Raw genomic sequence first — 25,372 nt, forward strand, 5'->3', positions numbered from 1 at the left:
TATCTATTCAATTTCCCTTTTTAATTTTAACTTTGGTGACAATAAGGACCATTATGTCTTATGTAAAACCTGCCGATTTTGTGCAAACAATGATTGACGCTGGCGAAAGCAAAATCTTCATGTCAACGCGCGATACCCTGATTCGCGGCATTATGGCGGGGGCGATTCTTGCTATCGCCGTCGCTGTGGCCATTACTGCGGCTGTGCAAACCGGAGTGCCTATTGTTGGCGCTCTGGTCTTCCCTGTGGGATTTTGTATTTTGAACCTAATGGGTTTTGATTTATTAACGGGTGTTTTTGCTTTAGCACCTTTAGCTTTGTTTGAAAAACGCGCCGGAGTAACCAAAGCGGGCGTTCTACGGAATTGGGGCTTGGTTGGGCTAGGTAACTTAATCGGTGCCGTTGCCGTCGCCTTTTTAGTGGCGCTAACCTTCACCATGAATTTCAGTATCGAGCCGAGCGCGGTTGGGCAAGCGTTTATCAAAGCGTCTACTGCTCGCACTCTTGGCTTTGCCGAACACGGTATTAATGGCTGGATCACCGTGTTTGTGAAAGGCATCTTGTGTAACTGGATGGTGTGTCTAGGTGTTGTCGGTGCTATGACATCAACTACTGTGAGCGGCAAAGTGGTTGCAATGTGGTTACCTATTTTTATCTTCTTCGGTTTGGTTTTTGAACACGCCGTAGTGAACATGTATCTGTTCCCACTTGGTATGATGCTCGGGGCTGAATTTACCATTGGTGATTGGTTGGTGTGGAACCAAATTCCGGCCACATTGGGTAACTTAGTGGGCGGCTTGTTATTTACCGGGTTAAGCCTTTACATGACTCACGGTAAAACCTTGCCACAACGCAACCTTGGCTAACCATTGTTAAGTGAGGTTTAACCTCGCTTAATGACGATATCCTTTTGTCGATAAGGTAGAGAGTAATCATGGTAAGCAGTGTAACGAGTCGCGGTTTTGTCTCTTTAGTCGGCGCAGGGCCAGGCGATCCCGATCTACTGACGGTTAAGGGGCTACGCGTGATCAGCCAAGCGCAAGTGGTGGTGTATGATCGTTTAGTTTCGCAAGCGATTTTAGATCTGGCGCCAAGCAGCGCGGAGATGATCTACGTTGGCAAACAGTTGGATTTTCATTGTGTGCCGCAAGATCAGATCAACCAAATTCTGGTCGATAAAGCCAAAGAAGGTAAAAAAGTTGTCCGTTTGAAAGGCGGTGATTCCTTTATTTTTGGCCGAGGTGGTGAAGAGCTCGAAACGCTGGCTGAACATCATATCGCTTATGAAGTGGTTCCGGGGATCACGGCAGCAGCAGGCTGCACGGCTTACGCGGGGATTCCGCTGACGCACCGTGATCACGCGCAAAGTGTGCAGTTCATTACGGGTCACTTACAAAAAGAAGGTAAAGCGATCAATTGGCAAAAAGAAGGTAAAGCGATCAATTGGCGATGTTTAGCGCAAGATAATCAAACCTTGGTTTTTTATATGGGGTTAAAGCAGTGCCCGAATATCACACGAAACTTGTTGGATGCTGGCCTGAGCGCAGAAACGCCTTGCGCGATTATCGAACGCGGCACTACAGATAAACAGAGAGTATTGACGGGCTCGCTTGACGATTTACCCCTTTTAGCGCAACAAGCACAAAGCCCAGCCTTGATTGTGGTCGGCAGTGTGACTCGCTTGCACGACAAATTGAAGTGGTTTGGCGTATACTAAGCGCAATTTGCAAAGCAGCGGCGAACAAGCCGCTGTTTTTGTTTCTATTTGAGAAGAGAGCTCATGGAAAAAGTTGCCATTCTTGTCGACGTTCAAAACGTCTATTACACCTGTAAAGAGAAGTACCGCCAGCATTTTGATTACAACCAATTTTGGTATGTAGCCACTCAAGGGCGAGAGGTGATCAAAGCCAATGCTTATGCGATTGCTAGCCAAGATCCTAAGCAGCGCCAGTTCCACCATATTTTGCGCGGTATTGGTTTTGAGGTTCAGCTTAAGCCCTTCATTCAGCGTCGTGATGGCAGTGCAAAAGGGGATTGGGATGTCGGTATTACTCTCGATGCGATTGAGCTGGCAGAGCAAGCGGATGTGATTGTTCTGGTATCAGGAGATGGTGATTTCGAGCTATTGGTCGAACGGATTAAACAGCGTTTTAACAAAAAAGTAGAAGTGTACGGAGTACCAAGGCTGACGGCTCAAAGCCTTATTGATGTCGCCAGCCAGTTTGTTCCAATCGAGCAAGACTTACTGTTGTAGCTCACCTTCAGCAGGCACAATCTCACTATGTTGGGTATCTACCGTGCTGGTTGAAGCGGCTTGCTCTGCGTCTAATTTTTCACGTTCAGCTTTTGAAATATAACGAGGCTTATTGCTGCCGTGCAGCTTGGCATGCTTCTTTTTAAGATGCTTTTGCAGTGTTTGGTTAATTTTCTTTTTGCGGTTCATAGTCGTCTGCTCTTTGACACAAAGTCTTGGGTACATGAGGAACAAGGTGGCGCAGGATACTTGTTTTTATCTGCGATCTCAATGGGAGTTATTGGCAATGGAAAAAATGCATAGCGATCTTTTAACGGGAGAGCAGCTCAGTGAGTTTCGCACCGTAGAGGCGATGGTGAACATTTATTGTCAGCGCCATCATCGCTGTCAATCTGGCCTCTGTACGTGTTGCAAAACCTTGTTGGAATATGCGCAAGTACGTTTAGATCGCTGTCCTTATGGCCAACATAAACCCACCTGTAACCGTTGCCCAATTCATTGCTATAAGCCTGAGCCGAAAGAACAAATGAGATTGGTGATGCGTTACGCAGGGCCAAGAATGTTGCTCTCTCACCCTATATTGGCGATCCGCCATCTACTGCATGAAAAACGTGCACTACCAGAAAAACCAAAAGCGCATGCATCAAATCGCCATCAACGATTGAACCGTGCGCCTTGCGATAAAATATGATCGGCTTTGCTGCGACTTATTTCCCCGCCACCCACTGGCGTTTGGTTTTTAGGCTTGAAGCCAACATATAAATACAAGTCGCCAGTAAAGCAATGAAGAGATAACCCATTAAGCCTTGCGATCTTTGCATAAACCAATCAGCGATCACGGGGCCAACCACAGAGCCGATACTGTAGCTAAACAACATAACTTGTGTCGCTGAGACAATGTAATTGGCATCGAGCTTATCACAACCTAAGTTGATGGCGATTGGGTAAAGGGCAAACGTCGCCATGCCTAAAAAAAACAAGCTGGCAGCTAATATCATCATCGTTGAATCGAACAAGGTTATGGTAATCGCCGCAGAGCCAATCAAGCAAAACAGTGCCATTAATAGTGTTCGGCCCAAAAACTTTGATAGCCAAGGCACCATAGGTTGCACCGCCATGCCACCCAAAACTACAAGCGCCATTAAGCTGCCAATATCGGTATGGCTGATACCGCGTTGTTCCAATTCAACAGGCATTAGACCGTAGATAGCCCCCAAAGTGAGCCCTGAAACTCCGCAACCGAGCAAGGCGGCATGGTTTAGTTTGAGTACCTGTTTCAGTGATAGGCTGACGGCATGCTGAGTTGACGGTTGGTCAGATTCGCCATAAATCAGCACCACACTGGCGATTAATAGCAAGGTAATGATGGCAATGAAAGGCACGCCGCCTGATACGCCTAAATAACCAATCCCTAATTGGCCCAATGCCGTGCCGCCGTAAAGCGCCGCCATATAAATACCAAGGCGTTTTGCTCGGCCTTTTTCATCACCATGCAATAGCCAAGACTCGACGACTACAAAGACACCAGCCACCGCAATACCAGCAACAAAACGTGCCACTAACCAAGCACTGGCATAGTGCAGAGCAGGTAAGGCAAAAATGGTTAACATGAGTAGCGCTAAGCACCATACAAAAGCGTTTCGGTGGCCAACGCGGTTGACAACAGGTTCAACGACTAATGCGCCGATCAATAAGCCAGCGTAAAAGGCACTGGCAAGCCAGCTTGCCAATGAGCTCTCAAGCCCGTAGTGCGGCAACATCAATGGGATCAGGCTCATTAAATAGCCTGAGGCAATCGCATAAAGCGATAGCGCAATGACCGGAACGGAAATGCGAGGTGAAGACGCGTTCACAGTAATGTTGTCCATTGACTTTGCCTCAAAACCAGAATTGATGGGATATTTTGCGGCGAATATGGAGCTGATATTGAGAAAGGTAAAACGAAAAATTATGTTCTTAACGATTAATTTTATTAATCGAAAATAAAGCAAGAGAAATGAGCAGTAAAGTTGGCATAAATCGATAAAAAATGCCAACTTTATTATTGGTTATAATGATGGATTATTTCAATATGGCTTGGTTTAACCATTGATCAAATTGACTTTTTGGTAAAGCGCCATTGATCATATCGACTCGTTGACCATTTTTAAACACCATAATGGTTGGAATGCTGCGAATTTGAAATTTTGTGGCGAGGCTTTGTTCACTTTCAGTATCAATTTTTATAAAGCGAATGTTTCCTTTTCGTTCCGTCGCAGCATCACTGAATACAGGAGCAAAACCCACACACGGATTACACCAAGATGCCCAGAAATCGACGACAACGGGTTGGCGACTATTAAGCAGTGCTTCGAAATTGGCTTCCGTTCCTTCAATGGGCGCTCCATCAAATAGGGGAGCTTGGCATTTACCGCAATTCGGGCTTTCTGTTACTCGTTCTATCGGAACTCGGTTCATTGCGTGACACGAAGGGCAACGAGTATTGAATGTTGACATGGTTTCCTCTCTTTATTTTTGTGTTTTGCTCCAGTCGCATTTAACGCACTAGACTTAACGTCGGAGCAAAAGCGCGTATACTGACTGACATCAAAAGGACCTTTTGAGTCTCATTTCTCTTTCATACGATGAGTTTTTAATTTTAGGTCTTTGGATTGCATTAGAAAATACAACAAAAACAGGTTAACAATGACAAAATTCTATGCCGAAATTACAGGTTGGGGTAAATGCCTACCACCTGCAACGCTCTCAAACCATGATCTTAGCACCTTTATTGAAACTTCCGATGAGTGGATTAAAACTCGCACCGGGATTGAACAGCGCCGCATTAGCCATGTGAATACCTCGGATTTAGCTACGGTGGCTGCCCAACACGCCATCGCTTGTGCTGGGATTGATGCAACTGAGATTGATCTCATCATCATCGCAACCTGTTCGCCAGATTCTCTTATCCCAAATATTGCCTCGAAAGTGCAGCAGAACCTTGGGATTAAAAATGCAGCCGCTTTTGACTTAAATGCAGCCTGTACCGGTTTTGTTTATGGATTAGAAACTGCGACGCGTTTAATGCAAGCAAGCCATTACCGCCATGCGTTAGTGGTGGGTGCTGAGCGTCTCTCTTTTTACATTGATTGGACCAAACGTGATACCGCCGTGTTGTTTGGTGACGGTGCTGGCGCTGTTGTCTTGAGTAAAAGCGATAAAGTAGTGGGTTTGCAAGATGCACAAATCGGCTGTGATGCAGAAGGGCGTGATATTTTGGCGGTGCCTAAATTTGGCTCATCGATGGATCGTTTTGTCGCTGACAATGGGTATTGGGATTTTGATTTTGTTGGGAAAGAGATTTTTAAACGTGCGGTTCGAGGCATGGGCGCAGCGGCGCAAACTGTGTTGGCGCGCTCTGGTCTTTCAACCGAGCAAGTTGATGTGGTGATCCCGCATCAAGCGAATATTCGCATCATTCAAACCTTGTGTGACTTATCAGGTATTAGCCAAGATAAAGCATTCGTTAACATTCAACACTATGGTAATACGTCTGCCGCGACCGTACCTATTGCATTGTGTGAAGCGGTAGAACAAGGGAAAATCAAACCGAATGATAACCTGCTGGTGGCTGCTTTCGGGGCGGGCTTAACTTGGGGGGCTGGGCACATCAAATGGGGCGAGCGTGTTACCGCGATTAGCCGTAGCCAAGCGCAGTTACCAGAGTGTCAGTCCAGTGCGTTAGAATTATTGGCCAATGCAATTGAGCACTGCCAGCAGCGCCCGCTATCTAAATAACGTTTAGAAAACGAATGTTCACACAGTACAAGCAGTATGAAAACAGGCCACAATGTGGCCTGTTTTACTCTCAATGCTAGGTGTGTAAACTAGGCAATCGCCATGGCGAGCAGGCTAATTGGATGAATGGTTTCTAACGCGGTATTTTCTTCAATTTGCCATTTACAGGTTTCACAATCGGTAATCGCATAGTCAGCTTGCGATGTTTTGATTGCATCAAACAGGTGCGCGCCAATTTTCATTGAAACGTCATAGTTCTCTTCTTTAAAACCGTAGGTTCCCGCTAAGCCGCAGCATTCGCTGTCTAAGACCACTAACTCCAATCCTGGGATCATTTTTAATAATTCAATGGTAAAAATGACATTACCGCTGCGTTCAAGGTGGCAAGGGGTGTGGTAAACCACTTTCAAGTTAACGGGTTTCATTTTAGGCGCATTACCGCTCATGAACTCTTTGAGTAGAAAGCGCGTGACGTACTCGATTTGTTTGACCACCTTACTATTATCAACCCCTAAAACATGAGGATATTCTTGTTGTAAGGTAAACGAACATGTTGATGAGGTGGAGAGGAGCGTCGTTTGACGATCAACTACCGCGGCTTCGATATTTTTCACATTCAATAGCGCATTTTTACGTGCTTTATCGTGAAAACCATTGGCAATCAGCGGTACACCACAGCATTTCTCGTTATCCAGTAACCGTACGCCGATATTCATCGCATTCATCACAGAGACAAAATCTTTACCTAACTGCGGGTGGTTATAGTTAACGTAGCAGCCGTGGAAATAGGTCACTTGTCGGTTATACAGGGGTTGGCGTGTGCAGTTCTGCTTAAACCAACGACGAAACGTGCCGTGTGAGTATTTGGGAAGTGATTTATGATCGTGCACACCAATGGTCTTGTGCATCAGTTTTTTTACCATCGGCATAGCCGTAGCAGCGTTCACTATCGGTGCAAATGGTGTGGCGATCGTGCCAAAAAGATCGGTGTGGCTCAGCACGTAATCACGCACCAGCTTTGGACTCAGCGTTTTTTTACCATGTTTGCCACGTGCCACAGCAATGATATCGCCAATTTTCACTCCGGAAGGACAGGCGGTTTCACACCGTTTGCAGTTGGTGCAGAGCTTGAGTAGGTCGTCATAATACTCTGCGCTTTTAATCCTCAAGCGTTCGCCATCCGGTCCGCACTGTTTTGGCCCCGGATAGAGTGGGTTTGCTTTAGCAACCGGGCAATAAACGGTACAAACAGTGCATTTGATGCATTGATCAAAAGAGGTATTTTTGGGTGCGGATTCAACAAAAGAGGTGCTCATGCTAATACCTCATGAATGGCTGGTCGAGATTGAGTTTGAGCCATAATTTGAGAGGTAGCGTGGTAAGCGCTGGCAATAGCAACGCCTCCACCGCTGCCTTCAAAGACAGGATCATAACCCGCGAGCATCGAACCACAGCAGTATAAATTGGTAATGATATTACCTTGATGAGTTGGGTTCAGTGACGTGTTGGTCAGCACACCAAAGGTCATGAAAGGGTGAGAGTTTGCTGAGAAAAAGGCATGATTTCGCCATAGAGCGCGATCATGACAGCTCTCCGTCTCTAATTGGAACACGGGTTCGCTAATACCGTGATGAGAAGCCTGTAAACCTTGGCTGAAATAGCTCCCTGTAGCCATCACGAAATGGTCAGCTTGAATCGGCATATCATTGAGATTTTGAGTATGAATGGCGGTCAAACGGTTACCATCAAATTCACCACTGATGACTTTATCGCCTTTTAAATGAGTACCACCCATAGTTAAAAAAGCTCGGCTGAGTGTCTCTTCAATGCGGATGCCCATTAATGATGGCGGCATGGTCGGGACTTCATGCAACTGCAAGTTGGTTTCCAATTTGAGTTTGTTCAGTAAGGTTAACCCATCACCATTGCCCATAATGGCAGGTAGGATCACTAGATCTTGCACAGTGGCATGACGGATCAGTTGATCACAAAAACTGCGCCATGCATGTGGTTGTTTGAGCAAACGAGCAATATCGATGGATCGCAGTTCGTTGGGATTATGGCGAAGTGCTTCGAAACCCGGAATCGTGATATTGATGATCTCACTTGGGATAGCCGAAAATGCAGGTAGAGCGCGTAAGTTATCTTGCAGCATATGTGGTTGAAAATCTCGATAACCATCGATGGCGAGCAGCACAATACGCTTGAAATCAGCATTCGTTTTATGTTGATAAACATAAGGTTGTGATAACCAAGTGGCTTTCAATGTCCCCATCGGAGTAATGCGATAGTGGTTACTGTTGTCCGCTTGGTGTGTCAGCGGCATGCCGCGCTGCTGCAGCGTTTTTTGAAACCACATTAACCCTTGCGAAATAGTGTCAGCGCCAATTTTACTGTAAGGGTGATTCGGGGCTTGTTGACGTAATGCTTCAATGGCGAGCAAAGGGGATTCAACCGCTTCGCCGCTAGGCAGTTTACCCAGAACATCGATGGAACCGGATGAAAAATGCAGAGCACTTTGGCCTTGACTGATCAGTGCAGTTTTTAGACCCGCTTGTAAGCAGCGAAGACCTGCACTGTAACCTGCAATTCCACCACCGATAATTGTGACGTCGTATTTCATCATAACGTCTCCTCACTTTCATTTTGCTTGTGTTGCGTTGGAATGTCATTGGCTCCGAACAAGCCTTCGTAAATCCAGTAACTGAATTCAGCCTCGCGCAGTGCATCTCCCCAGAAAATCGGTTTAATGCCTTTCCAGCGCTCTTCTAAAAACTCAACCAACAGTTGGCTCGATTGGTTTCCCGAAACGTGACCATATTCTTGAAATAAGCTGGCGGCGCGATAGCTGCAAAGCTCTCCTTGGCACGGCCCCATACCTAAACGAGTGCGGCGACGTAAATCGACCAAGTTATTTACATCGAGTTGTTTAATTGCGTATTCAATTTCGCCCGCGGTCACCATTTCACATTCACAAATAACCGCTTGGCTCTTCGCATCATCAGATAAGAAGTTTTGTGCGCGTTCGCCATGGCGATAAATAGCCGATTCATAGACGGGTTTGGCAATGCTGGCGGTTTTTTTGACCTGTTTTGGGGTTTCGTTGGAGCCGGGTAGGGCGCGAGTATGAGTTTCGCAAGGGGTATTATTGCCCAGTTTTTTAGCGACTAAATCGGTCGCCCATTCTGCCATTAGGCGGTAAGTCATTAATTTACCGCCTGTAATAGTGGTGAGGCCTTTCAATCCATCGCGTTGTTCGTGGTCAAGTAATACGATGCCGCGACTGATGTTTCGGCCGCTGCCATCATCATTAATAGAGACCAATGGACGCACACCCGCATAAGCGCGTAATACACGAGTATTCGCCATGATGGGGGCCAGTTTCGCGCCTTCGGCCAGTAGTATATCGACCTCTTTTTCAGTCACGTGCAGGTTGTCAATTTGGTCATAGTCAATGTGTTCAGAGGTAGTACCGATCAGTGAAATGGTATCACCAGGGACAAGAATATCGGCATCAGAAGGCTTGCGACAGCGGTTGATCACAAGGTTGTTGATACGATAATCAAGGATCAACAATGAGCCTTTTGCGGGGAACATTTTGATGTTGAGATCGGCGTATTCACAGATGTTTTGTCCCCATATTCCAGCTGCGTTAATCACTTCTTTGGCGAAAATCTCATATTGTTGATGAGTGTTGAGCTGTAAACAGCGTACGCCTAATACTGTGTCACCTTGGCGGATCAGCGACGTTACAATGGTTTTGTTCATGATCCGCGCACCATGCTCTTTGGCGTCTAGTACATTGGAAGCACATAAACGAAAAGGATCGAGTGTGCCATCGGGTACTTTGATCGCGCCGACAAGGTTTGGGTTAACGTGAGGCTCTAAACGCAGTGCTTCTTTGGCAGAAAGCGGCTCGGTTGTAATCCCAGCTTGAGCGCACGCGTCGATAAACGTGCTTTGAAAAGCAAGATCGTCTTCAGGCAGAGTAATGAACAGGCCGTCGGTTTTCTCTACACAATGCCTAGCGATATTTTTTAAAATTTGATTCTCTTGGATGCACTCTTTGGCCGATTCAGGATCCGTGACCGCATAACGCGCCCCTGAGTGTAATAAACCGTGATTTCGCCCGGTGGTACCAGAAGCAATATCATCCTTTTCTAGCAAAATACACGCAATGCCGCGCAGTGCGCAGTCGCGCATGATCCCAGTACCGGTTGCTCCGCCACCAATGATAACAACATCGGTTTCAAATCGTGTGGTTGTGGTCATGGTGAAACCTTATTCGATGAAAAACTTATATTTAGTGTGGCATTTTCAATAGAAAATGTTCGATATATTGCTCACAAAAGCGCGAATGAGCGAAATTGTGTTTCATTTTGGCGGTAATTTCATCTTTGTATGTTATTTCATATCAAAATGATGAACGGTTTAACAATTTAGGTTGGGTTAATTTAACAACTGGAATGGATTTTAGAGAACAAATGCGCTTACGAGCTGATCCGATGACTTCATCATCATGCCTCTCTTAGCAGTATGAAATCATATCTCTATCCGTTATTGCACTTGATTATGTCGTTGTTTATAGAGACACCCTTAGTTTCCTATCATTTGTTAAGCTCTGCGTTAATGAGCAGAAGATCAAAATAATGAGTTAATTAACAAAAAACGATATTGCAAGTAACAAAATTGTGTTCGAACGCTCATAAATGCTGTTTTTTAATTTTCGTGGGAAGAAAAATGTGCAAAATTTGCCACACACAAACATTGTGTACACAAAAAATAAACAAGGACACTTACTATGACTCGAACAAAACAACATACTCTTCTCGGAGAGTGTATCGCGGAGTTTATCGGCACCGGATTGCTGATTTTTTTCGGTGTAGGCTGTGTTGCTGCCTTAGTTCTTACTGGCGCACAATTTGGTCAGTGGGAAATCAGCATCATGTGGGGCTTAGGTGTGGCAATTGCCATCTATTGCACTGCGGGTGTTTCTGGAGCTCACATTAATCCGGCGGTGACCATTGCACTGGCCGCCTTCCACGGCTTCAACAAAGCAAAAGTACTTCCCTATATTGCGGCGCAAATGCTCGGTGCATTCTGCTCTGCTGCTCTGGTTTACGGCTTGTACAGCAACCTTTTTACTGATTATGAAATCGCACACAATTTTGTACGCAGCAGTCAAGAAGCGTTAGCCACAGCGGGTATTTTTTCTACCTACCCTAATGCTTCATTATCATTTGTTGGTGCATTGGCGGTCGAATTTGTCATCACAGCAGTACTAATGTTCGCTATTTTGGCACTAGGTGATGAAAATAACGGCGCACATCGCAATGCAATGAACCCATTGCTGATTGGTATTCTGATTGCGGTTATCGGTGGTTCACTTGGCCCATTAACTGGCTTTGCAATGAACCCTGCGCGTGATTTTGGCCCTAAATTGTTTGCCTACTTGGCTGGCTGGGACTACGCACTAACAGGTGCAAAAGATATCCCATACTTCATCGTACCTATCATTGCTCCTATTGCTGGTGCCTGTTTTGGGGCATGGGCTTACCCTAAATTTATTGGCGCGTACTTATCCACTGTCGGCGTAGGCTGCACCATTCCAAACCAGTGTGATGACGTAGAAGAAAGTGAGCAAGCTCACGTCTAAAATAACGACAACACTTCATAAAACGATTAACGTGAAAGATAAGGAAAAGACCATGACTGAGCAGAAATATATTGTTGCCCTTGACCAAGGAACAACAAGCTCACGTGCTGTAGTGTTAGATCATGATGCTAACATTGTCAGTGTTTCTCAGCGTGAATTTACCCAGATCTACCCTCAAGCTGGCTGGGTTGAACATGATCCACTGGAAATTTATGCGACGCAAAGTTCGACGCTAGTAGAAGCACTTGGCAAAGCAGGTATTCGCAGTGATGAAATTGCGGCGATTGGTATTACCAACCAACGTGAAACTACGGTGGTGTGGAACAAAGAAACGGGTAAACCAGTCTACAACGCGATTGTATGGCAATGTCGACGTACCGCATCCATTTGTGAAGAATTGAAAGCACGCCCAGGGCTAGAAGAGTACATTCGCGAGAATACAGGCCTAGTGCTTGACCCTTACTTCTCTGGCACCAAAATCAAATGGATTTTGGATAATGTCGAAGGGGCTCGTGAAGACGCCGAGGCTGGAAAACTACTGTTTGGTACAATTGACTCGTGGCTCGTTTGGAACATGACACAAGGCCGTGTTCACGTTACGGATTATACCAATGCATCTCGCACTATGCTTTTCAATATCAACAACTTGCATTGGGATGAGAAAATCCTAAAAGAGTTTGATATTCCTTTGTCTATGATGCCTGAAGTGAAGAAATCTTCCGAAGTTTATGGCCAAACCAACATTGGTGGTAAAGGCGGGACACGTATTCCTATTGCTGGAATTGCGGGTGACCAACAAGCTGCGCTTTATGGGCAGATGTGTGTTGAGGCGGGCCAAGCAAAAAATACTTACGGCACTGGCTGTTTCTTATTGATGAACACAGGTAAAGAGAAAGTCACCTCACATAATGGCTTGCTAACAACTCTAGCTTGTGGCCCTGCTGGTGAACCTCACTACGCGCTTGAAGGTGCAGTCTTTATGGGCGGTGCATCGATTCAATGGTTGCGTGATGAATTGAAACTGATTTCAGATGCGCATGACTCAGAATATTTTGCTACGAAAGTTGATACGGCCAACGGCGTTTATGTTGTGCCAGCGTTTACTGGTTTAGGCGCGCCGTATTGGGATGCTTATGCCCGTGGTACGATTGTTGGTTTAACGCGTGGCGTGAATTCGAACCATATTATTCGTGCGACCTTGGAAAGTGTCGCTTACCAAACACGTGATGTACTTGATGCAATGCAAGCTGATTCTGGCATCAAACTGTCAGCATTACGCGTAGACGGTGGCGCGGTAGCCAATAATTTCTTAATGCAATTCCAATCAGATGTGCTTGATACCGAAGTACACCGTCCTAAAGTGACGGAAGTGACCGCGCTAGGAGCAGCCTATTTAGCTGGTCTTGCGGTTGGCTTTTGGGGAAGCTTGGATGAGCTTGCTGATAAAGCCGTGATCGATAAAACATTCGTTCCTCATCAAGATGAAGAGAAGCGCGATCGTCGCTATAAAGGTTGGAAACGTGCGGTGAAATGTGCTCAAGCTTGGGCAACTATGCACGATGACGAAGAGTAATACTTAGCCTTATGGCCTCTATGTATCCCCCTGCTAGAGGCTTTTTGCTTGGCTATTTATGTTTTTGCTCTCTGATTTATCGATAAAAAATGCTCTGTCATCGTGGCAGAGCATTTTTTTACACGTCAATTTTTATTATTTTGGGTTTATCATGCAGCGCTTTTGGCGTCAGCCGTTTTTTTTTCTCGTTGCATCTTTGCTAAAAAGTAGATATTTACGCAGGCGATAAAACCGTTGGTGAGCACTACAGGCCATGAATCAATCATTAGTCCGTAAGCGGTAAACAGTGCACAACCAACAAAATTAAGAATACGCAGTTTAACGATATCTTTCATTGTCAGCGAGATTGCCACCATGATCGAAGCTGCATAGCCCAAAATTTCAACCACATTCATTTCCATAATTTGACCCTCTTAATATATGCCGAACGATGTCGGTACCAATCTTCTCGCCGTGAGATAAGTGAGGAAGCTCCGTGCCTCGAATGGTCATAATTGATTTACTGTGTATAAATATAACAATAGCTAATATGTGATAAAAGACTCAAAACTAGGTTCGGTGAAGGTTAGCGATTACGCAAACGTTTAATGTCTATCACATAAAATTTATCGCACTTTTTGTTGATAGAAATATTGATTTGTTTTGTGAATGTTTTGGCTATAAAAAAACCCGTCTTAAGACGGGTTTCGAAGATGGTCGGCATCAATTTTACTTTTTGCCTTGAGTCATTTGTTTATCTTTATCGGTCAGCTCGCGAATACGACGGCTAATATCACGGCGCTCTTTTGAAATTTCTGCGCTTTTGATGATGTGATCATCGACGCGATCTTCGTAATCGGCTTTCATGTTATTGATGATCGCCATGACTTCTTCGTGGGTCATATCCGGTTTCATGTAATCGAGTAAGTTTTCAAGCAATTCAACTCTTTTACGGTTATCACGAACTTTTTTCTCGTTATCTAGCAGTTCACGTTTCAGTTTATTTTTACGGCGAGCTTGGTTAACAATTTCAAATACGATACTCATAGGTTCCTTTTCCCAACTTGAATGTCAATGCCATTGATTAAATCATATCGAGCTGATTCATAACAGCCTTTAGATCAATCCTGACTCACTCTTGATTAAGAAATAATCACTCTAGTCATGAGTGATTGTATTGGTACGGATAGGCGCTATATCATGTACCTTTCAAATCGCTATCTTATGGTATTTAGAGATGCAACTTTCAGAAATTTTAGTACCTAAAAGAAAGGATGTACCTGCAAACGCTGAACTGCATCACAGTGTTAAATTGCGTGAAGCTTATATTAGCGAACGTGAGAAGCTGGAGATGACCGAGTTAGAGTTAAACCGTGCAAAGATTGTGATGATTGATAGCAATGGGAAAATCATCCGAATTTCACTGTTGTTAGAACACTAATGCAACATCGATTGTGGCCTCGATTAGGAAACTCCGCTTAGAAAAAAGGAAATTATAATGAACATTGAGCTCTCTCCCCTAGAAGCACGAATTATTGGCTGCTTAATTGAAAAAGAAGTGACCACGCCTGATTACTACCCATTAACGCTCAACAGCTTGACCACCGCATGTAACCAAAAAAGTAACCGTGAGCCAGTGCTGTCATTAACCGAAGCTGAGGTTCAAGATGCCGCTGAGGGCTTGATCGCTCGTCACCTGATGAGTGATGAAAGTGGTTTTAATAGCCGAGTGAGCAAATATCAGCACCGTTTCTGCAACACCGAATTTGGCGATTTAAAGCTGTCAAATCAAGAGCTTGGTTTGGTGTGCTGCATGCTGCTGCGTGGGCCACAAACGCCGGGAGAGTTGCGTACTCGCACTAACCGATTATGCAGTTTTACCGATGTAAAAGAAGTCGAAACTATTCTAGACGGTTTAGCCAACCGTGAATCAGGCCTGCTGGTGGTGAAGCTGCCGCGTGAACCGGGTAAGCGAGAGTCGCGTTATCAACATCTCTTTTCTGGAGAGGTTGACGTTGAAAGTTTAGAGCAAACCTTTGCTCATGCTCCGGAAGGTGGGGCGACTGCTCGTATTGATCAGCTTGAACAGGAGGTTCACGCATTAAAAAATGAAGTCGCCGAGTTACGCGCTTTGGTGGAAAGCTTACTGTAAGTGAATAAGGTTTCCCACAAAGATAGCCCGGACTGGTGGGTTTATTTGGTTCGAACCCGCCATCAAGCACTGTATTGCGGTATTACAACGGATGTTGAACGACGCTTTGTACAACACCAAACAGGGAAGGGTGCAAAAGCGTTACGAGGTAAAGGGCCGTTATTATTGGTTTGGTCTCAACGTGTAGAAGGCGGTAAAAGCCTCGCTTTAAAAACTGAGCTAGCGATTAAAAAACTGACCAAATTGCAAAAAGAACAGTTGGTGGCAGGGCAAGAGAATGTTCATTTCTCTGTTAGTGGCATGGATGATTTTGGTGACGATTAGGTTTGGTCAGCGGCATTATTCGCCAATTTCATGTGCAATGTAAAAAATTGTATTAACCTTGTTTAGGGAATAATAACAACAAGGTTGGTTGCAATATGAACAGTTACAACAAATGGTCAGTGGTCTCGTTGCTCTTGTTGGCTTGTGCTTCTGCGCAAGCGGCGAACACGATAGCTGACGCACGTGGTAATGGAATGGGGAATACTGGCGTAACAACGGCCGATTATCTGCTAGCCCCATTCTATAATCCTGCTTTGGTGGCCGTGTATCGGAATAATGGCACGTTTGGCGTGCTTTTCCCTGCGGTAGGTGCTGCGGCTAGAGATCCAGATAAAAGCCTAAAATCCATTGATGATTTGCAAGATAGCATCAAAGCGTTTGAAAATTCCGGTACACCCAGTCAAAGTGATATTGATAAACTCAATCAGTATTTAGACCAGCTTGCCGATGACAAACCTCTTGCAGCATCGGCGGGCATTGGTATGGCGATAACAATTCCTCTCGATCTAGTTTCACTTAATATTTTTGCGCGTGGGCACGCGGAGGTGATTGCGCGTTCTGATATTGCGGCAAATACGGGTAATAGTGGCGCCGATGTTGAGAATCGCTACAAAAGCTCCACCGTTGATCTGATTGCATTTGGTTACTCAGAATTTGGCCTAGCACTGGCCAAAATATACAACATTCGTGGCCAACAATTTTCATTTGGCATTACGCCAAAAATTCAACAATTAAGAACCTATAAGCAAAATGTTTCGGTAAAAGAATTCGATCTTGCTGATTATGACAAAAGCGAAACGAACGATAATGCCTTCAATCTTGATTTAGGGGCTGTGTGGTTAATTAACGATTTTCGAGTGGGTGTTGCGGTAAAGGATCTTTTTGCTCAAGAATTAAAAACCATTGATGGTTTAAGCTCGTATGATTTGGATACGCAAGTCACAATCTCGGGTGGATATGTCACTGAGTTTTTCACTGCTGCAATCGATTTAGATGCAACAAAGCAGAGTCGTTTCCAAGACCAAAAAGATGATACACAATACCTACGCTTTGGCTTAGGAGGTAATGCTTGGGGATGGGCACAGCTTCGTGCGGGTTATGAAATCGATTTAGAAGATACTTTGGACAACGCCGTGACGTTTGGCATTGGCATCAGCCCCGGAGATCTTGTCAGTTTCGATCTTGCAGGAAACTATGCTGGAGATAATCAATTTGGCATTTCTGGAAATTTAGCTTTCACCTTTTAAGTATAGGAAAGCATTCTGATGCTTTTGTTTAGTAAATGAGCGGTTATGAGTGCAAGTCAGCTTTTTTAGTGGTTTGCACTATCATTTATAAGGAACATACTTAATAATCAAGATGATATACGGGCTACTTGTTTGATCCTTCATTGGGTAGTCCGAGAATATGATGAGTGCGAAATCAGCCATTGTGTGTCATTAAATCCAGAAGTTAGTGTAATGAGAATGCCATGAGAAAAATCCTGCTCCTTTCATTTGTGTTCAGTGTCAGTTTGGCAGCCTCCACTCAGGCTGCAGCGCAAGTTTTAAATGGTTATTGGCGATATCAAGAGTTTTTAGATCTTCATCCTGCGCAACAGGCTCTTACCGACCAGATGATACAGGCAGTGCGTCAACCTCCCGCTGTACTCTCAATAGAGCAAGATAAACCTATTCATATTTCTGTTGTTTATCCAGGTCAACAAGTTTCCGATTATTGGGCGCGCAATATCAAAGCCTTTGAGATGCGTTTAGACGAACTTGGGATTAGATACCAAATTAACCAAGTCTTCACTCGTCCGAATGTCGATATTCGCCAACAAAGTTTATCGTTGATGGAAGCGATCAGAAACAAATCCGATTACTTGGTGTTTACGCTTGATACCATCCGCCACCGTAAATTTATCGAGCAGTTGTTAAGTTCAAATCAAACCAAAATTATTCTGCAAAATATCACTACGCCGGTAAAAAGTTGGGGAGATCGCCAGCCTTTTATGTACGTGGGGTTTGATCATGAAATTGGCACAATGAAACTGGTGGATTACTACAAAAAGTCGGCGCCAAAGAATAGTGCTTATTCCGTACTCTATTATTCTGAAGGCTATGTTAGCGATGCTCGCGGTGATAGTTTTATCCAAGAAATGAGTCGAGACAGCAAATATCACTTGGCCTCTTCGTTTTATACAAAAGCGACACGAGATAGTGCATTTGATGCAACTTTGCGTATTCTTAAACAAACACCAGATATTAATTTTATTTACGCATGCTCTACTGATGTTGCACTCGGTGCCATGGATGCGTTGCAGCAGCAAAATAGAGAAGATATTACGTTAAACGGCTGGGGCGGTGGTGAGGCTGAATTGGACGCGCTGCAAAATAGCACACTTGATGTGACTATCATGCGTGTCAATGATGATGCCGGTGTTGCTATGGCGGAAGCCATTAAGTGGGATCTTGAAGGAAAGCCGGTACCTACGGTTTACTCTGGTGATTTTGAGTTGGTAACCAAAGAGGTCTCTTCAGCGTATATTGAAAAGCTCAAAAAACGAGCATTTCGTTACTCTGACCATTGATATATCGAGTCATTAATGAGTTTAAGGTCAAGCACCGTCAAGAAAAAACAAAAGATAGCTACCGTGATCACCAAATCAATGATTGCGGTGATTGGCGCATTGACGCTCAGCGTTTTATTTCAAAGTTATCAGATCAGTAGCAAAATCATTGCTCAAGAAGTGCAACGTACGGCTTCTCAAACCTCTAGTCTCATCCAGAACCTCTTTAACTTCCGCCTTTCATTACTGCAGATAAACCAAGATAGCAGCGCAAAAAATGCAGGTTTAGTTAAAGCAATTCGTAAGGGCGATAATGACAGTATTGATCAGTTCTTTTTTGGAGTTGACCAGCTAGAAGTAGCCAACACGCCTGACATTCGTTTCATTTCTGATTCTGACAGCCTGATGTGGGAAGATGGCAATGCTCAGTTTTATGGTATTGAACAAAACGAGCTGGTAAACATGTCTCGTAAAGTCGCGTTAAGTAATAACTGGCATATGATCAAATCTCCCTCTCAATTGGGCTATGCCTACCTAATGGTCAGACGTACTCCCGTTATTGACTCGCAGTCCGGAGAGGTGATTGGTTTTTTGCATCTTGCTACCGTACTTAACAACAATTACGTGCTGGCAGAAACATTACGTGAAGGGAGTAACTCAGAAAATCTCGTGATGACGACGGGTGAAAAGGTCTTAGCCTCAACAATTAATGGTGATGAGACCTACACGGAACGTGATGTTTTAGAAGATAATTTTGACGCCTATAGTTTTGCCGATTACATGGTAAGCCGTACCGCGTTAACCATAGAAGGCGTACCAATTTATATTAACGTCCTCAGTGTGCAGAGCAATGAGAACGTATTGCAATTACGTGAAAATTATTTTTTTTGGATGATTTTTGCCCTTTTTGCGATGGTGATAGTCTCTATTTTGACTCGTTGGTGGTTACAGCAGCGTGTCAAAAATGAAATCAGTAGCTTGATGAATTACACCCACAAAGCTGCAGAAGCTGGGAGTTATGAGCTTTTTTCTGGTTCTAAAATCTATGAATTTGATCACTTCGGCAGAACGCTAGAACACACATTTCAACGTTTATCTGAGCAAGAAAAACAATTTGAAGATCTGTTCAATTTTTCACTTTCGCCCATCATAGTATGGAGTATCGACGGTGATATCATCAAAATGAACCCATCAGCAAAGAAATATTTCATGCGTCGCAATGATCAACAGCAATGCATTCTTGATGCATTAAAGCAAGAACTGCAGCCAAAGATACGCCTTGCGGTTGAACAAGAAACGTTCCGAGAGATAAACGTTGAAGTTGGCAATAAGGTTTTTCGCTGGAATTTATCCCCCATTATTTTTGAGCAGAGAATTGAGTCAATCATCACTCAAGGACAAGATATTACGACAATCGCTGAGGCGGCCAAACAGAGCCGACTCGCAAGACAAGAAGCGGAAGAGTCGGCGCGTATTCGTGCTGAATTTCTTGCAAAAATGAGCCATGAGCTGAGAACACCATTGAATGGAATTTTAGGTGTTTCTCAATTACTTAAGCGTGAAATCAGTGACCATGAGCAACTTGAACAAGTGAATGTGTTATGCAGCAGTGGTGAACATTTATTGGCGGTGCTGAATGATATCCTTGATTTTTCAAAGATAGAGCAGGGACAGTTTAGAATTCAAGAGTCTGACTTTAAGCTGGTTGAGGTCATCTCTGCCGTGGAAAGTATCTATCGGCCATTATGTGCCGAAAAAGAGATTGAGTTCAGCCTAAAGAGCAATATTCCGCCTGATATGATGATCCATAGCGATCAAGTCCGCCTGAACCAAATTCTGTTTAATTTATTAAATAATGCGACTAAGTTTACCCATAATGGGTTGATTAGCATTGAGTTCCAGCAAAAGAATAACCACCAATTGTTTATTTCGATTAGTGATACAGGTATCGGCATCAGGGAGCAAGATCTCGCGCTTATTTTTGAGCCTTTTACTCAAGTAGAATCAAACACCACACGAGAATACGGCGGTAGTGGTTTGGGGCTTGCGATTGTCAAAAGCTTAATTGAGATGCTTGGTGGTGCCGTAAACGTGAAAAGCCAATTTGGAGTAGGTACTACATTTTCTGTTGAACTCCCGCTGGTTGTCGTCAGTGACTGCGGGAAGGATATACCATCTTATGAGCGCGCGCCGCCACATGAAATGTTTGAAAAACCAATCAAAGTGTTGCTAGTCGAAGATAATCATACCAACGCTTTTATTGCTCAAGCATTTTGCAAAAAATACGGTATGGAAGTGACAAGAGTAGAGGATGGTCTACAGGCGATTGATTATGTGAAAGATCATCCAGTGGATCTTATCTTAATGGATAACCAACTGCCTTACTTAGGAGGGGTTGAAACAACCCATTTAATCAAACACGAGATGATGATGGATGTACCCATTTATGCGTGTACAGCTGATGGCATGCAATCGACTAACGAAGCATTTATGGCCGCAGGTGCAGAGTATGTGATAGTTAAACCTATCAAAGAGAAAGCATTGCATGAGGCTTTTTGTCACTTCCAAAAACGGCAGAAATAAAGCACTGCGTAACATTCTTATACGCTACCAGCCATAAAAGCGCGTTCTAATATTTCTTTTTTCAATGCAGCTGTCATTGCAATTGATTCAAGAAATTTAACGCCTACTAACATTCCTTTACCTTGTTGACGCACACTGACGATTTGGCAAGCGAGATCTTGTGGTAGAAGTGGGGAGAGTGTGGACTTTATCTCAATAAACATATCTTTTTCTAAATGGTGCAAGCCAGGAATAAATAGCGCGCAGCCAGAAATAGAAAAGTCGATCAATTTCCCTTTAAATTGATGCTCTCCTTCATGCATAACGGCTGGCAAAGAGAGTTTATAGCGCTCGTGCTCACGGATTGGTTTGGTCACAAAGTGCTTAGGAAACTTGATAAACAGTAATCCGAACGGTTTAGAGATACTACGAATAATCGAGGTTTTGAACGCGAGTATATGACCTAATTCAGTGTCACAAATCCCACGCAAAATGATTTGGATATTAACTATTTTTCGCATCACCAAGTCTTCACGAGCTTTTACGGGCATATCGATCAGTACATATCTTTCACGTTTGCATCCGACAATTGTCGTTGAAAAGCTGTAAGAATCCTCAGGTCCGAATTCAATAGTGACGAGGATTTTCATGCATGGCTTAAGGAGTTTGATGAGATCGTCGCTGTTAGTATTCGGAATTGGCATTGAGTGGCATCGTCGTTACGGAAATATAGCTTTACTATACCCCGTGATTTTTACGTCACCTACTAAGAAAAAGTAAAAAACTCTCAGAAGATCATGTTTCTAAGAGCTTTTCTCAAGTTTAATTCTAGTGGCTACATCTTGTGTTAAGCACTGATGCGTTGACATTCGCAAGTTGATGATTGGTCGATATAATCATTTAACTGATCAATTTGTTCAGTGTTAAATGTTAAGCCGAGTTTACTTCTGCGCCATAGGATATCTTCACATGAAGAAGCAAATTCATAATGTAAGAGATAATCGACTTCGCATTGATAGAGCCCAAACGCAAAATGTTTACCCAGATCAGCACTACTTTGCACATTATCGAGCATCACCGAAGCTCGGCTACCATAATTAGTGATCCAGCGGTTAATGGTCGCTTTATCAAGATCTGGGAAGCGCTGCTCAAGCTGCTGTTTGAGCTGTGCTGGATAAAAGGCTTCTCCACCAGGCAGTGGTTTGTTTGCGGTCCAACTGTCAGACATTCGATTAAAAAATGGTTTTAATTGACCCATAGCAGATTCAGCTAACTTGCGATAAGTGGTTAACTTTCCACCAAAAATAGAAAGTAGTGGCGCATTATCAGCTTGTTGATCCAATGATAGTGTATAGTCCCGAGTAATGGCTTGTGGTGAGTCAGACTCGTCATCACATAGCGGGCGTACACCGCTGAAGTCAGCCACAATATCATCCAGTGTGACCTGATGGATAAAGTGTTTATTCACCACATTCAATAAGTACTGTTTTTCTTCGACGCTAATTTTCACTTGACGAGGATCACCTCGGTATTCGACATCGGTGGTGCCTATCATTGAATAGTGATCAAGATAGGGGATCACAAAGACGATCCGTTTATCTTCGTTTTGTAAAATATACGCCTGCTCTTCATCGTGAATTTTCGGCACGATAATATGTGATCCTTTGATAAGCCGGATACCGTAGGGAGAAGTAATTTCAATCTGCTCATCAATGAACTGTTTAACCCAAGGACCTGTTGCGTTGACAAGCGCGTGACTGCGGCGAGTAAAACGAGTTTGTGTTTTTTCATCAAACAAAGTCACATGCCATAACTCGTCAACACGACGAGCTGATTCAACGCGGCAATAGTTTTTTACTTCGGAACCGAGTTCACGTGCTTGCATCGCATTCAGTATCACTAAACGAGCATCATCGACCCAGCAGTCTGAGTATTCGAAACCAATTTTCATCTCATTTTTAGTCACCACACCCGCGTTAAGGGCTATTTTTTTGCTGGCAGGTAGTGAGGTTCGTTTGCCTAAATGGTCATAAAGAAAAAGTCCGGCACGAATCATCCAAGCAGGTCTTAGAAAAGGGCGGTGTGGTAGACGAAATCGCATTGGTTTTGCAATGTGAGGCGCTTTGCGCAACAGTACTTCGCGTTCAGCCAATGACTCACCGACTAAACGAAATTCATAATGTTCTAGGTATCTCAACCCACCATGAATTAATTTTGAGCTCGCAGAAGAGGTAGCGCTAGCAAAGTCTTTTGCTTCATACAGGCCAACTTTCAGCCCGCGGCCAGCAGCATCTGCGGCGATGCCTGCCCCATTGATACCGCCACCGACAACAATAATGTCGAGCACATTGTTTTCGGCTTCAATCGAGTTGCAAACAGAATGGTTGTTCATTGAGCGTACCTATTTCGTTTTTGTTCTGTAATGTTCGTATGAAACCATTTTTTAGTCGAAATAGTTAGTTTTTTGTTTTTTTATTTTGATCTCGATCATTATTTTCTAATGCATATGCTCACTTAACCAATAAAAAAGGCGTTACGTATTCACGTAGCGCCTTTTTTATTGTGAGAGGCAATACCTTAACGAGCAAGTTTGCGATGGGCGCGTGAAAAATGGCCAGCGCAGAACGCACCGACAATAGAAAGTTCACCAGCCAGACAGAGTGATGCTGCCACTTCGGCTAACGCTTGCGAATGACCAGTACCGTGCAGACCGAGAATATCCAAACATGCCTTTTGACTCGGTAACCCTGTACCGCCACCAACGGTCCCTAACATTAAATTGGGTAAGGTTACACTGGCGTACAAACCACCATTTTTGTCCACTTCCATGCGTGTCATACCAATTGCCGATTCAGCAACGCAAGCGGCGTCTTGCCCACAGGCAATATACAAAGCAGCGAGTGCATTAGCGTAATGCGCGTTAATGCCTATCGCGCCGCTTAATGCCCCACCGACAGTCGTCATTTGACCAAATTGCATCATAGACTGTGGCGTCGTATGCAGATGTTTATGGATGAGTTCGGCAGATAAATGCACCTCGGCAGTCACTTTTTTTCCTCTCACACTACGCAGTGTTTGGCTAGTGGCTTTTTTATCACCCGATAGGTTGCCATCAAGGAATGCGTATTCAGGCTGCACAGGAGTATTCGCCAGAATGGTTTGGAACACGGCATTGGTGGCAATAGTGACCATGTTTTGCCCTGATGCATCGCCAGTTAAAAACTCAAACACGAGGTAGACATGGTTCCCTTCAATATTGACATTAATGTCTGACAGTTTTCCGTGTGCTGTCGTGTTTTCTGCAACTTGTTTAAAGTGGTCATATTGAGTCACTATCCACGCCACAAACTGCCCAGCTTCGATTAAGTTATAAAATGCAAAGCCTGGCGTGCGAGTAACGCCTTCATTTAACAACATGGCGCTTGCACCTCCTGACGCAGTGAGCAGTTTTGCCCCACGATGATAAGAGGCAACCAAAGCGGCTTCGGTTGTAGCTAGCGGGACGAGATAATCACCTTTGGCAAACAGTCCGTTGACTCGTAATGGCCCTGCGATCCCAACTGGAACTTTGACTGTGCCAATAAAATGCTCAATATTTTTGTGGTAGCTGAGCATATCTTGCTCTGTTGAGTCATCTAAAAGTGCACTTTTGCTCGTTCGCGTGTTAAGTACTTGCCAACGGCGTTCTACATTTTTTGCGGTTAAATACGGACTTGGTGTTAGTTTGAGCGTTGGAGAAGTGAGCTTGGGTTGGAGTATTTGCTCTAGCTGCTGTGCTGATATATCACCACCCAAAATAGAAACATAATCTCTTCGATGCAGGTTTAGCTTAGGCATAGCGAATCATGGTAAAGAATTTGCGGGCATTGTACTAACCATGCACATAAACACAATATTTGCTTGTGTTGCAAGTTGTGTGAAGAGCTAGGCTTGGATATCCAATATTGAACCCAGCATGTCTTGATCTCGTTGGATAATATTGGTGCCAATGCGGTTGTATTGTGTAGCTTGGTTCAATTTTAGTAGGCTATCAATTTCTTCAGGTTTTTCTTCAGCTTTAGCAACAACTTTATCAAACTCAACTTTATTAAAAGCAAGCGCTTTGTCCGCTTTATCAACAGGAGAGATGTCTTTTTCCATATTGAGCTCACGAGCCGCATCCTCAGCCATTTTATTTGACTGATTGATCAGTTGATAGCCAGAATGAACACCAGATATAGACATAAGCTTATCCTCGTCGATGTCTAAAGTTTAGGCTCCGTTTACTTTTTGCACAAGAAGAGATTCGTGACTAGGAAAAGAGGCTCGAAAGCACATTCAGCTCATCATCAGTGAGCAAATTATTCGATTCATTTTCCAAAGAGTGCTTTATCTCGCCTTGTAATAAACGCAGTTGTTGAGGTGTTAAATGCTGTAATTGTGATTTTAAAGACTCAAATTGATTATGCGTCATCGACTCATGCCTCAGTAAAAAATGCGCTGCCTTCTCACCGCGGTAAGTTTGATGTCCTTTCATGGCCTTACACCTGTAAGAAAATACTTAA

The 25,372-nt window shown here is 44.0% G+C and carries 26 protein-coding genes; 13 read left to right on the forward strand and 13 right to left on the reverse strand.

Annotation, left to right across the window (positions count from 1 at the left end; genetic code table 11):
- Nucleotides 1–53 precede the first annotated feature (53 nt).
- The 3 genes from EXZ60_RS08850 (at nucleotide 54) to EXZ60_RS08860 (ending at nucleotide 2,254) form a co-directional block, all read left to right on the forward strand.
- Nucleotides 54–866, forward strand: coding sequence for a formate/nitrite transporter family protein (locus tag EXZ60_RS08850; RefSeq protein WP_094501277.1), 813 nt, complete (start codon nucleotides 54–56; stop codon nucleotides 864–866).
- A 68-nt stretch (nucleotides 867–934) separates the two neighbouring features.
- Nucleotides 935–1,717 (forward strand): uroporphyrinogen-III C-methyltransferase, encoded by a 783-nt coding sequence (cobA, locus tag EXZ60_RS08855; protein WP_277435572.1) that lies wholly within the window; start codon nucleotides 935–937, stop codon nucleotides 1,715–1,717.
- Between the two features lie 63 nt (nucleotides 1,718–1,780).
- On the forward strand, nucleotides 1,781–2,254 hold the full coding sequence (locus EXZ60_RS08860) for an NYN domain-containing protein (RefSeq protein WP_010319683.1): 474 nt from the start codon (nucleotides 1,781–1,783) through the stop codon (nucleotides 2,252–2,254).
- Here EXZ60_RS08860 and EXZ60_RS08865 read toward each other — a convergent pair.
- Entirely contained in the window at nucleotides 2,243–2,443 is a 201-nt protein-coding gene (locus EXZ60_RS08865; protein WP_010319684.1) for a DUF2986 domain-containing protein, read from the reverse strand. The two genes, EXZ60_RS08860 and EXZ60_RS08865, sit on opposite strands and share 12 nt — an antisense overlap.
- 46 nt (nucleotides 2,444–2,489) lie before the next feature.
- On the opposite strand from EXZ60_RS08865, the gene EXZ60_RS08870 reads away from it, so the two are divergent.
- Complete coding sequence (locus EXZ60_RS08870; protein ID WP_088729664.1) at nucleotides 2,490–2,945, forward strand: nitrous oxide-stimulated promoter family protein; 456 nt, start codon at nucleotides 2,490–2,492, stop codon at nucleotides 2,943–2,945.
- A 16-nt stretch (nucleotides 2,946–2,961) separates the two neighbouring features.
- Here the strand turns inward: EXZ60_RS08870 and EXZ60_RS08875 are convergent, their stop codons facing one another.
- Both EXZ60_RS08875 and trxC read right to left on the reverse strand, forming a co-directional pair.
- Complete coding sequence (locus EXZ60_RS08875; RefSeq protein ID WP_026027879.1) at nucleotides 2,962–4,113, reverse strand: MFS transporter; 1,152 nt, start codon at nucleotides 4,111–4,113, stop codon at nucleotides 2,962–2,964.
- A 202-nt stretch (nucleotides 4,114–4,315) separates the two neighbouring features.
- Nucleotides 4,316–4,750, reverse strand: a complete 435-nt coding sequence (gene trxC / locus EXZ60_RS08880) for a thioredoxin TrxC (RefSeq protein WP_194575178.1) — start codon at nucleotides 4,748–4,750, stop codon at nucleotides 4,316–4,318.
- Between the two features lie 189 nt (nucleotides 4,751–4,939).
- Between trxC and EXZ60_RS08885 the strand changes: the two genes are divergently transcribed.
- On the forward strand, nucleotides 4,940–6,031 hold the full coding sequence (locus EXZ60_RS08885) for a ketoacyl-ACP synthase III (RefSeq protein ID WP_277435573.1): 1,092 nt from the start codon (nucleotides 4,940–4,942) through the stop codon (nucleotides 6,029–6,031).
- Nucleotides 6,032–6,120: 89 nt separating this feature from the next.
- Here the strand turns inward: EXZ60_RS08885 and glpC are convergent, their stop codons facing one another.
- The 3 genes from glpC to glpA are packed head-to-tail and all read right to left on the reverse strand — an operon-like array spanning nucleotide 6,121 to nucleotide 10,303.
- On the reverse strand, nucleotides 6,121–7,347 hold the full coding sequence (gene glpC / locus EXZ60_RS08890) for an anaerobic glycerol-3-phosphate dehydrogenase subunit GlpC (RefSeq protein WP_277435574.1): 1,227 nt from the start codon (nucleotides 7,345–7,347) through the stop codon (nucleotides 6,121–6,123).
- On the reverse strand, nucleotides 7,344–8,657 hold the full coding sequence (glpB, locus tag EXZ60_RS08895; protein ID WP_277435575.1) for a glycerol-3-phosphate dehydrogenase subunit GlpB: 1,314 nt from the start codon (nucleotides 8,655–8,657) through the stop codon (nucleotides 7,344–7,346). Before glpB ends, glpC begins: the two co-directional genes overlap by 4 nt.
- On the reverse strand, nucleotides 8,654–10,303 hold the full coding sequence (glpA, locus tag EXZ60_RS08900) for an anaerobic glycerol-3-phosphate dehydrogenase subunit A (RefSeq protein ID WP_013867918.1): 1,650 nt from the start codon (nucleotides 10,301–10,303) through the stop codon (nucleotides 8,654–8,656). The genes glpB and glpA overlap by 4 nt, the downstream gene beginning before the upstream one ends.
- A gap of 529 nt (nucleotides 10,304–10,832) precedes the next feature.
- Here glpA and EXZ60_RS08905 point away from each other — a divergent pair.
- Complete coding sequence (locus EXZ60_RS08905) at nucleotides 10,833–11,687, forward strand: MIP/aquaporin family protein (RefSeq protein ID WP_277435576.1); 855 nt, start codon at nucleotides 10,833–10,835, stop codon at nucleotides 11,685–11,687.
- Between the two features lie 52 nt (nucleotides 11,688–11,739).
- A complete protein-coding gene (glpK, locus tag EXZ60_RS08910; RefSeq protein ID WP_026029114.1) occupies nucleotides 11,740–13,260 on the forward strand; it encodes a glycerol kinase GlpK in 1,521 nt (506 codons plus the stop codon).
- A gap of 149 nt (nucleotides 13,261–13,409) precedes the next feature.
- On the opposite strand, the gene EXZ60_RS08915 is transcribed toward glpK, so the two are convergent.
- Together EXZ60_RS08915 and EXZ60_RS08920 are read right to left on the reverse strand one after the other, a co-directional pair.
- Complete coding sequence (locus EXZ60_RS08915; RefSeq protein WP_013867916.1) at nucleotides 13,410–13,661, reverse strand: YgjV family protein; 252 nt, start codon at nucleotides 13,659–13,661, stop codon at nucleotides 13,410–13,412.
- A gap of 307 nt (nucleotides 13,662–13,968) precedes the next feature.
- Nucleotides 13,969–14,286 (reverse strand): DUF496 family protein, encoded by a 318-nt coding sequence (locus tag EXZ60_RS08920; protein WP_010319897.1) that lies wholly within the window; start codon nucleotides 14,284–14,286, stop codon nucleotides 13,969–13,971.
- 190 nt (nucleotides 14,287–14,476) lie between these two features.
- Between EXZ60_RS08920 and EXZ60_RS08925 the strand changes: the two genes are divergently transcribed.
- The 6 genes from EXZ60_RS08925 (at nucleotide 14,477) to luxQ (ending at nucleotide 20,849) form a co-directional block, all read left to right on the forward strand.
- The gene (locus EXZ60_RS08925; protein ID WP_026028336.1) at nucleotides 14,477–14,680 is read left to right on the forward strand and encodes a hypothetical protein; all 204 of its coding nucleotides are present in this window, start codon (nucleotides 14,477–14,479) and stop codon (nucleotides 14,678–14,680) included.
- 57 nt (nucleotides 14,681–14,737) lie between these two features.
- Complete coding sequence (locus EXZ60_RS08930) at nucleotides 14,738–15,391, forward strand: YceH family protein (protein ID WP_277435577.1); 654 nt, start codon at nucleotides 14,738–14,740, stop codon at nucleotides 15,389–15,391.
- On the forward strand, nucleotides 15,392–15,715 hold the full coding sequence (locus EXZ60_RS08935) for a GIY-YIG nuclease family protein (protein WP_013867913.1): 324 nt from the start codon (nucleotides 15,392–15,394) through the stop codon (nucleotides 15,713–15,715).
- A 95-nt stretch (nucleotides 15,716–15,810) separates the two neighbouring features.
- Nucleotides 15,811–16,962, forward strand: coding sequence for a conjugal transfer protein TraF (locus EXZ60_RS08940; protein ID WP_277435578.1), 1,152 nt, complete (start codon nucleotides 15,811–15,813; stop codon nucleotides 16,960–16,962).
- 224 nt (nucleotides 16,963–17,186) lie between these two features.
- Nucleotides 17,187–18,287, forward strand: a complete 1,101-nt coding sequence (locus EXZ60_RS08945) for an autoinducer 2-binding periplasmic protein LuxP (RefSeq protein WP_017048780.1) — start codon at nucleotides 17,187–17,189, stop codon at nucleotides 18,285–18,287.
- A 15-nt stretch (nucleotides 18,288–18,302) separates the two neighbouring features.
- Nucleotides 18,303–20,849, forward strand: coding sequence for a quorum-sensing autoinducer 2 sensor kinase/phosphatase LuxQ (luxQ, locus tag EXZ60_RS08950; protein WP_088733425.1), 2,547 nt, complete (start codon nucleotides 18,303–18,305; stop codon nucleotides 20,847–20,849).
- A gap of 17 nt (nucleotides 20,850–20,866) precedes the next feature.
- Here the strand turns inward: luxQ and EXZ60_RS08955 are convergent, their stop codons facing one another.
- The 5 genes from EXZ60_RS08955 to EXZ60_RS08975 all read right to left on the reverse strand — a co-directional run bounded on the left by EXZ60_RS08955 (nucleotide 20,867) and on the right by EXZ60_RS08975 (nucleotide 25,344).
- A complete protein-coding gene (locus EXZ60_RS08955; RefSeq protein WP_019282225.1) occupies nucleotides 20,867–21,532 on the reverse strand; it encodes a flagellar brake protein in 666 nt (221 codons plus the stop codon).
- Nucleotides 21,533–21,675: 143 nt separating this feature from the next.
- Complete coding sequence (gene glpD / locus EXZ60_RS08960) at nucleotides 21,676–23,220, reverse strand: glycerol-3-phosphate dehydrogenase (RefSeq protein WP_277435579.1); 1,545 nt, start codon at nucleotides 23,218–23,220, stop codon at nucleotides 21,676–21,678.
- Between the two features lie 185 nt (nucleotides 23,221–23,405).
- The gene (locus tag EXZ60_RS08965) at nucleotides 23,406–24,665 is read right to left on the reverse strand and encodes a hydroxymethylglutaryl-CoA reductase (protein ID WP_277435580.1); all 1,260 of its coding nucleotides are present in this window, start codon (nucleotides 24,663–24,665) and stop codon (nucleotides 23,406–23,408) included.
- Between the two features lie 87 nt (nucleotides 24,666–24,752).
- Nucleotides 24,753–25,052, reverse strand: a complete 300-nt coding sequence (locus EXZ60_RS08970; protein ID WP_013867906.1) for a hypothetical protein — start codon at nucleotides 25,050–25,052, stop codon at nucleotides 24,753–24,755.
- Between the two features lie 67 nt (nucleotides 25,053–25,119).
- The gene (locus tag EXZ60_RS08975; protein ID WP_013867905.1) at nucleotides 25,120–25,344 is read right to left on the reverse strand and encodes a hypothetical protein; all 225 of its coding nucleotides are present in this window, start codon (nucleotides 25,342–25,344) and stop codon (nucleotides 25,120–25,122) included.
- Nucleotides 25,345–25,372: the final 28 nt, after the last annotated feature.

The organism is Vibrio sp. 1151_11, assembly GCF_029478525.1.
In the GTDB taxonomy this organism is placed as follows: domain Bacteria; phylum Pseudomonadota; class Gammaproteobacteria; order Enterobacterales; family Vibrionaceae; genus Vibrio; species Vibrio anguillarum.

What these genes read in the sequence shown, in the direction of transcription:
- EXZ60_RS08940 (WP_277435578.1), top strand. Translation starts at nt 15,811, where the DNA reads ATGAACAGTTACAACAAATGGTCAGTGGTCTCGTTGCTCTTGTTGGCT.
- EXZ60_RS08865 (WP_010319684.1), bottom strand. Translation starts at nt 2,443, where the DNA reads ATGAACCGCAAAAAGAAAATTAACCAAACACTGCAAAAGCATCTTAAA.
- EXZ60_RS08930 (WP_277435577.1), top strand. Translation starts at nt 14,738, where the DNA reads ATGAACATTGAGCTCTCTCCCCTAGAAGCACGAATTATTGGCTGCTTA.
- EXZ60_RS08850 (WP_094501277.1), top strand. Translation starts at nt 54, where the DNA reads ATGTCTTATGTAAAACCTGCCGATTTTGTGCAAACAATGATTGACGCT.
- EXZ60_RS08945 (WP_017048780.1), top strand. Translation starts at nt 17,187, where the DNA reads ATGAGAAAAATCCTGCTCCTTTCATTTGTGTTCAGTGTCAGTTTGGCA.
- EXZ60_RS08965 (WP_277435580.1), bottom strand. Translation starts at nt 24,665, where the DNA reads ATGCCTAAGCTAAACCTGCATCGAAGAGATTATGTTTCTATTTTGGGT.
- cobA (WP_277435572.1), top strand. Translation starts at nt 935, where the DNA reads ATGGTAAGCAGTGTAACGAGTCGCGGTTTTGTCTCTTTAGTCGGCGCA.
- EXZ60_RS08885 (WP_277435573.1), top strand. Translation starts at nt 4,940, where the DNA reads ATGACAAAATTCTATGCCGAAATTACAGGTTGGGGTAAATGCCTACCA.
- glpD (WP_277435579.1), bottom strand. Translation starts at nt 23,220, where the DNA reads ATGAACAACCATTCTGTTTGCAACTCGATTGAAGCCGAAAACAATGTG.
- glpA (WP_013867918.1), bottom strand. Translation starts at nt 10,303, where the DNA reads ATGACCACAACCACACGATTTGAAACCGATGTTGTTATCATTGGTGGC.
- EXZ60_RS08860 (WP_010319683.1), top strand. Translation starts at nt 1,781, where the DNA reads ATGGAAAAAGTTGCCATTCTTGTCGACGTTCAAAACGTCTATTACACC.
- EXZ60_RS08970 (WP_013867906.1), bottom strand. Translation starts at nt 25,052, where the DNA reads ATGTCTATATCTGGTGTTCATTCTGGCTATCAACTGATCAATCAGTCA.
- EXZ60_RS08975 (WP_013867905.1), bottom strand. Translation starts at nt 25,344, where the DNA reads ATGAAAGGACATCAAACTTACCGCGGTGAGAAGGCAGCGCATTTTTTA.
- EXZ60_RS08905 (WP_277435576.1), top strand. Translation starts at nt 10,833, where the DNA reads ATGACTCGAACAAAACAACATACTCTTCTCGGAGAGTGTATCGCGGAG.
- glpC (WP_277435574.1), bottom strand. Translation starts at nt 7,347, where the DNA reads ATGAGCACCTCTTTTGTTGAATCCGCACCCAAAAATACCTCTTTTGAT.
- luxQ (WP_088733425.1), top strand. Translation starts at nt 18,303, where the DNA reads ATGAGTTTAAGGTCAAGCACCGTCAAGAAAAAACAAAAGATAGCTACC.
- EXZ60_RS08955 (WP_019282225.1), bottom strand. Translation starts at nt 21,532, where the DNA reads ATGCCAATTCCGAATACTAACAGCGACGATCTCATCAAACTCCTTAAG.
- glpK (WP_026029114.1), top strand. Translation starts at nt 11,740, where the DNA reads ATGACTGAGCAGAAATATATTGTTGCCCTTGACCAAGGAACAACAAGC.
- EXZ60_RS08920 (WP_010319897.1), bottom strand. Translation starts at nt 14,286, where the DNA reads ATGAGTATCGTATTTGAAATTGTTAACCAAGCTCGCCGTAAAAATAAA.
- EXZ60_RS08915 (WP_013867916.1), bottom strand. Translation starts at nt 13,661, where the DNA reads ATGGAAATGAATGTGGTTGAAATTTTGGGCTATGCAGCTTCGATCATG.
- trxC (WP_194575178.1), bottom strand. Translation starts at nt 4,750, where the DNA reads ATGTCAACATTCAATACTCGTTGCCCTTCGTGTCACGCAATGAACCGA.
- glpB (WP_277435575.1), bottom strand. Translation starts at nt 8,657, where the DNA reads ATGATGAAATACGACGTCACAATTATCGGTGGTGGAATTGCAGGTTAC.
- EXZ60_RS08925 (WP_026028336.1), top strand. Translation starts at nt 14,477, where the DNA reads ATGCAACTTTCAGAAATTTTAGTACCTAAAAGAAAGGATGTACCTGCA.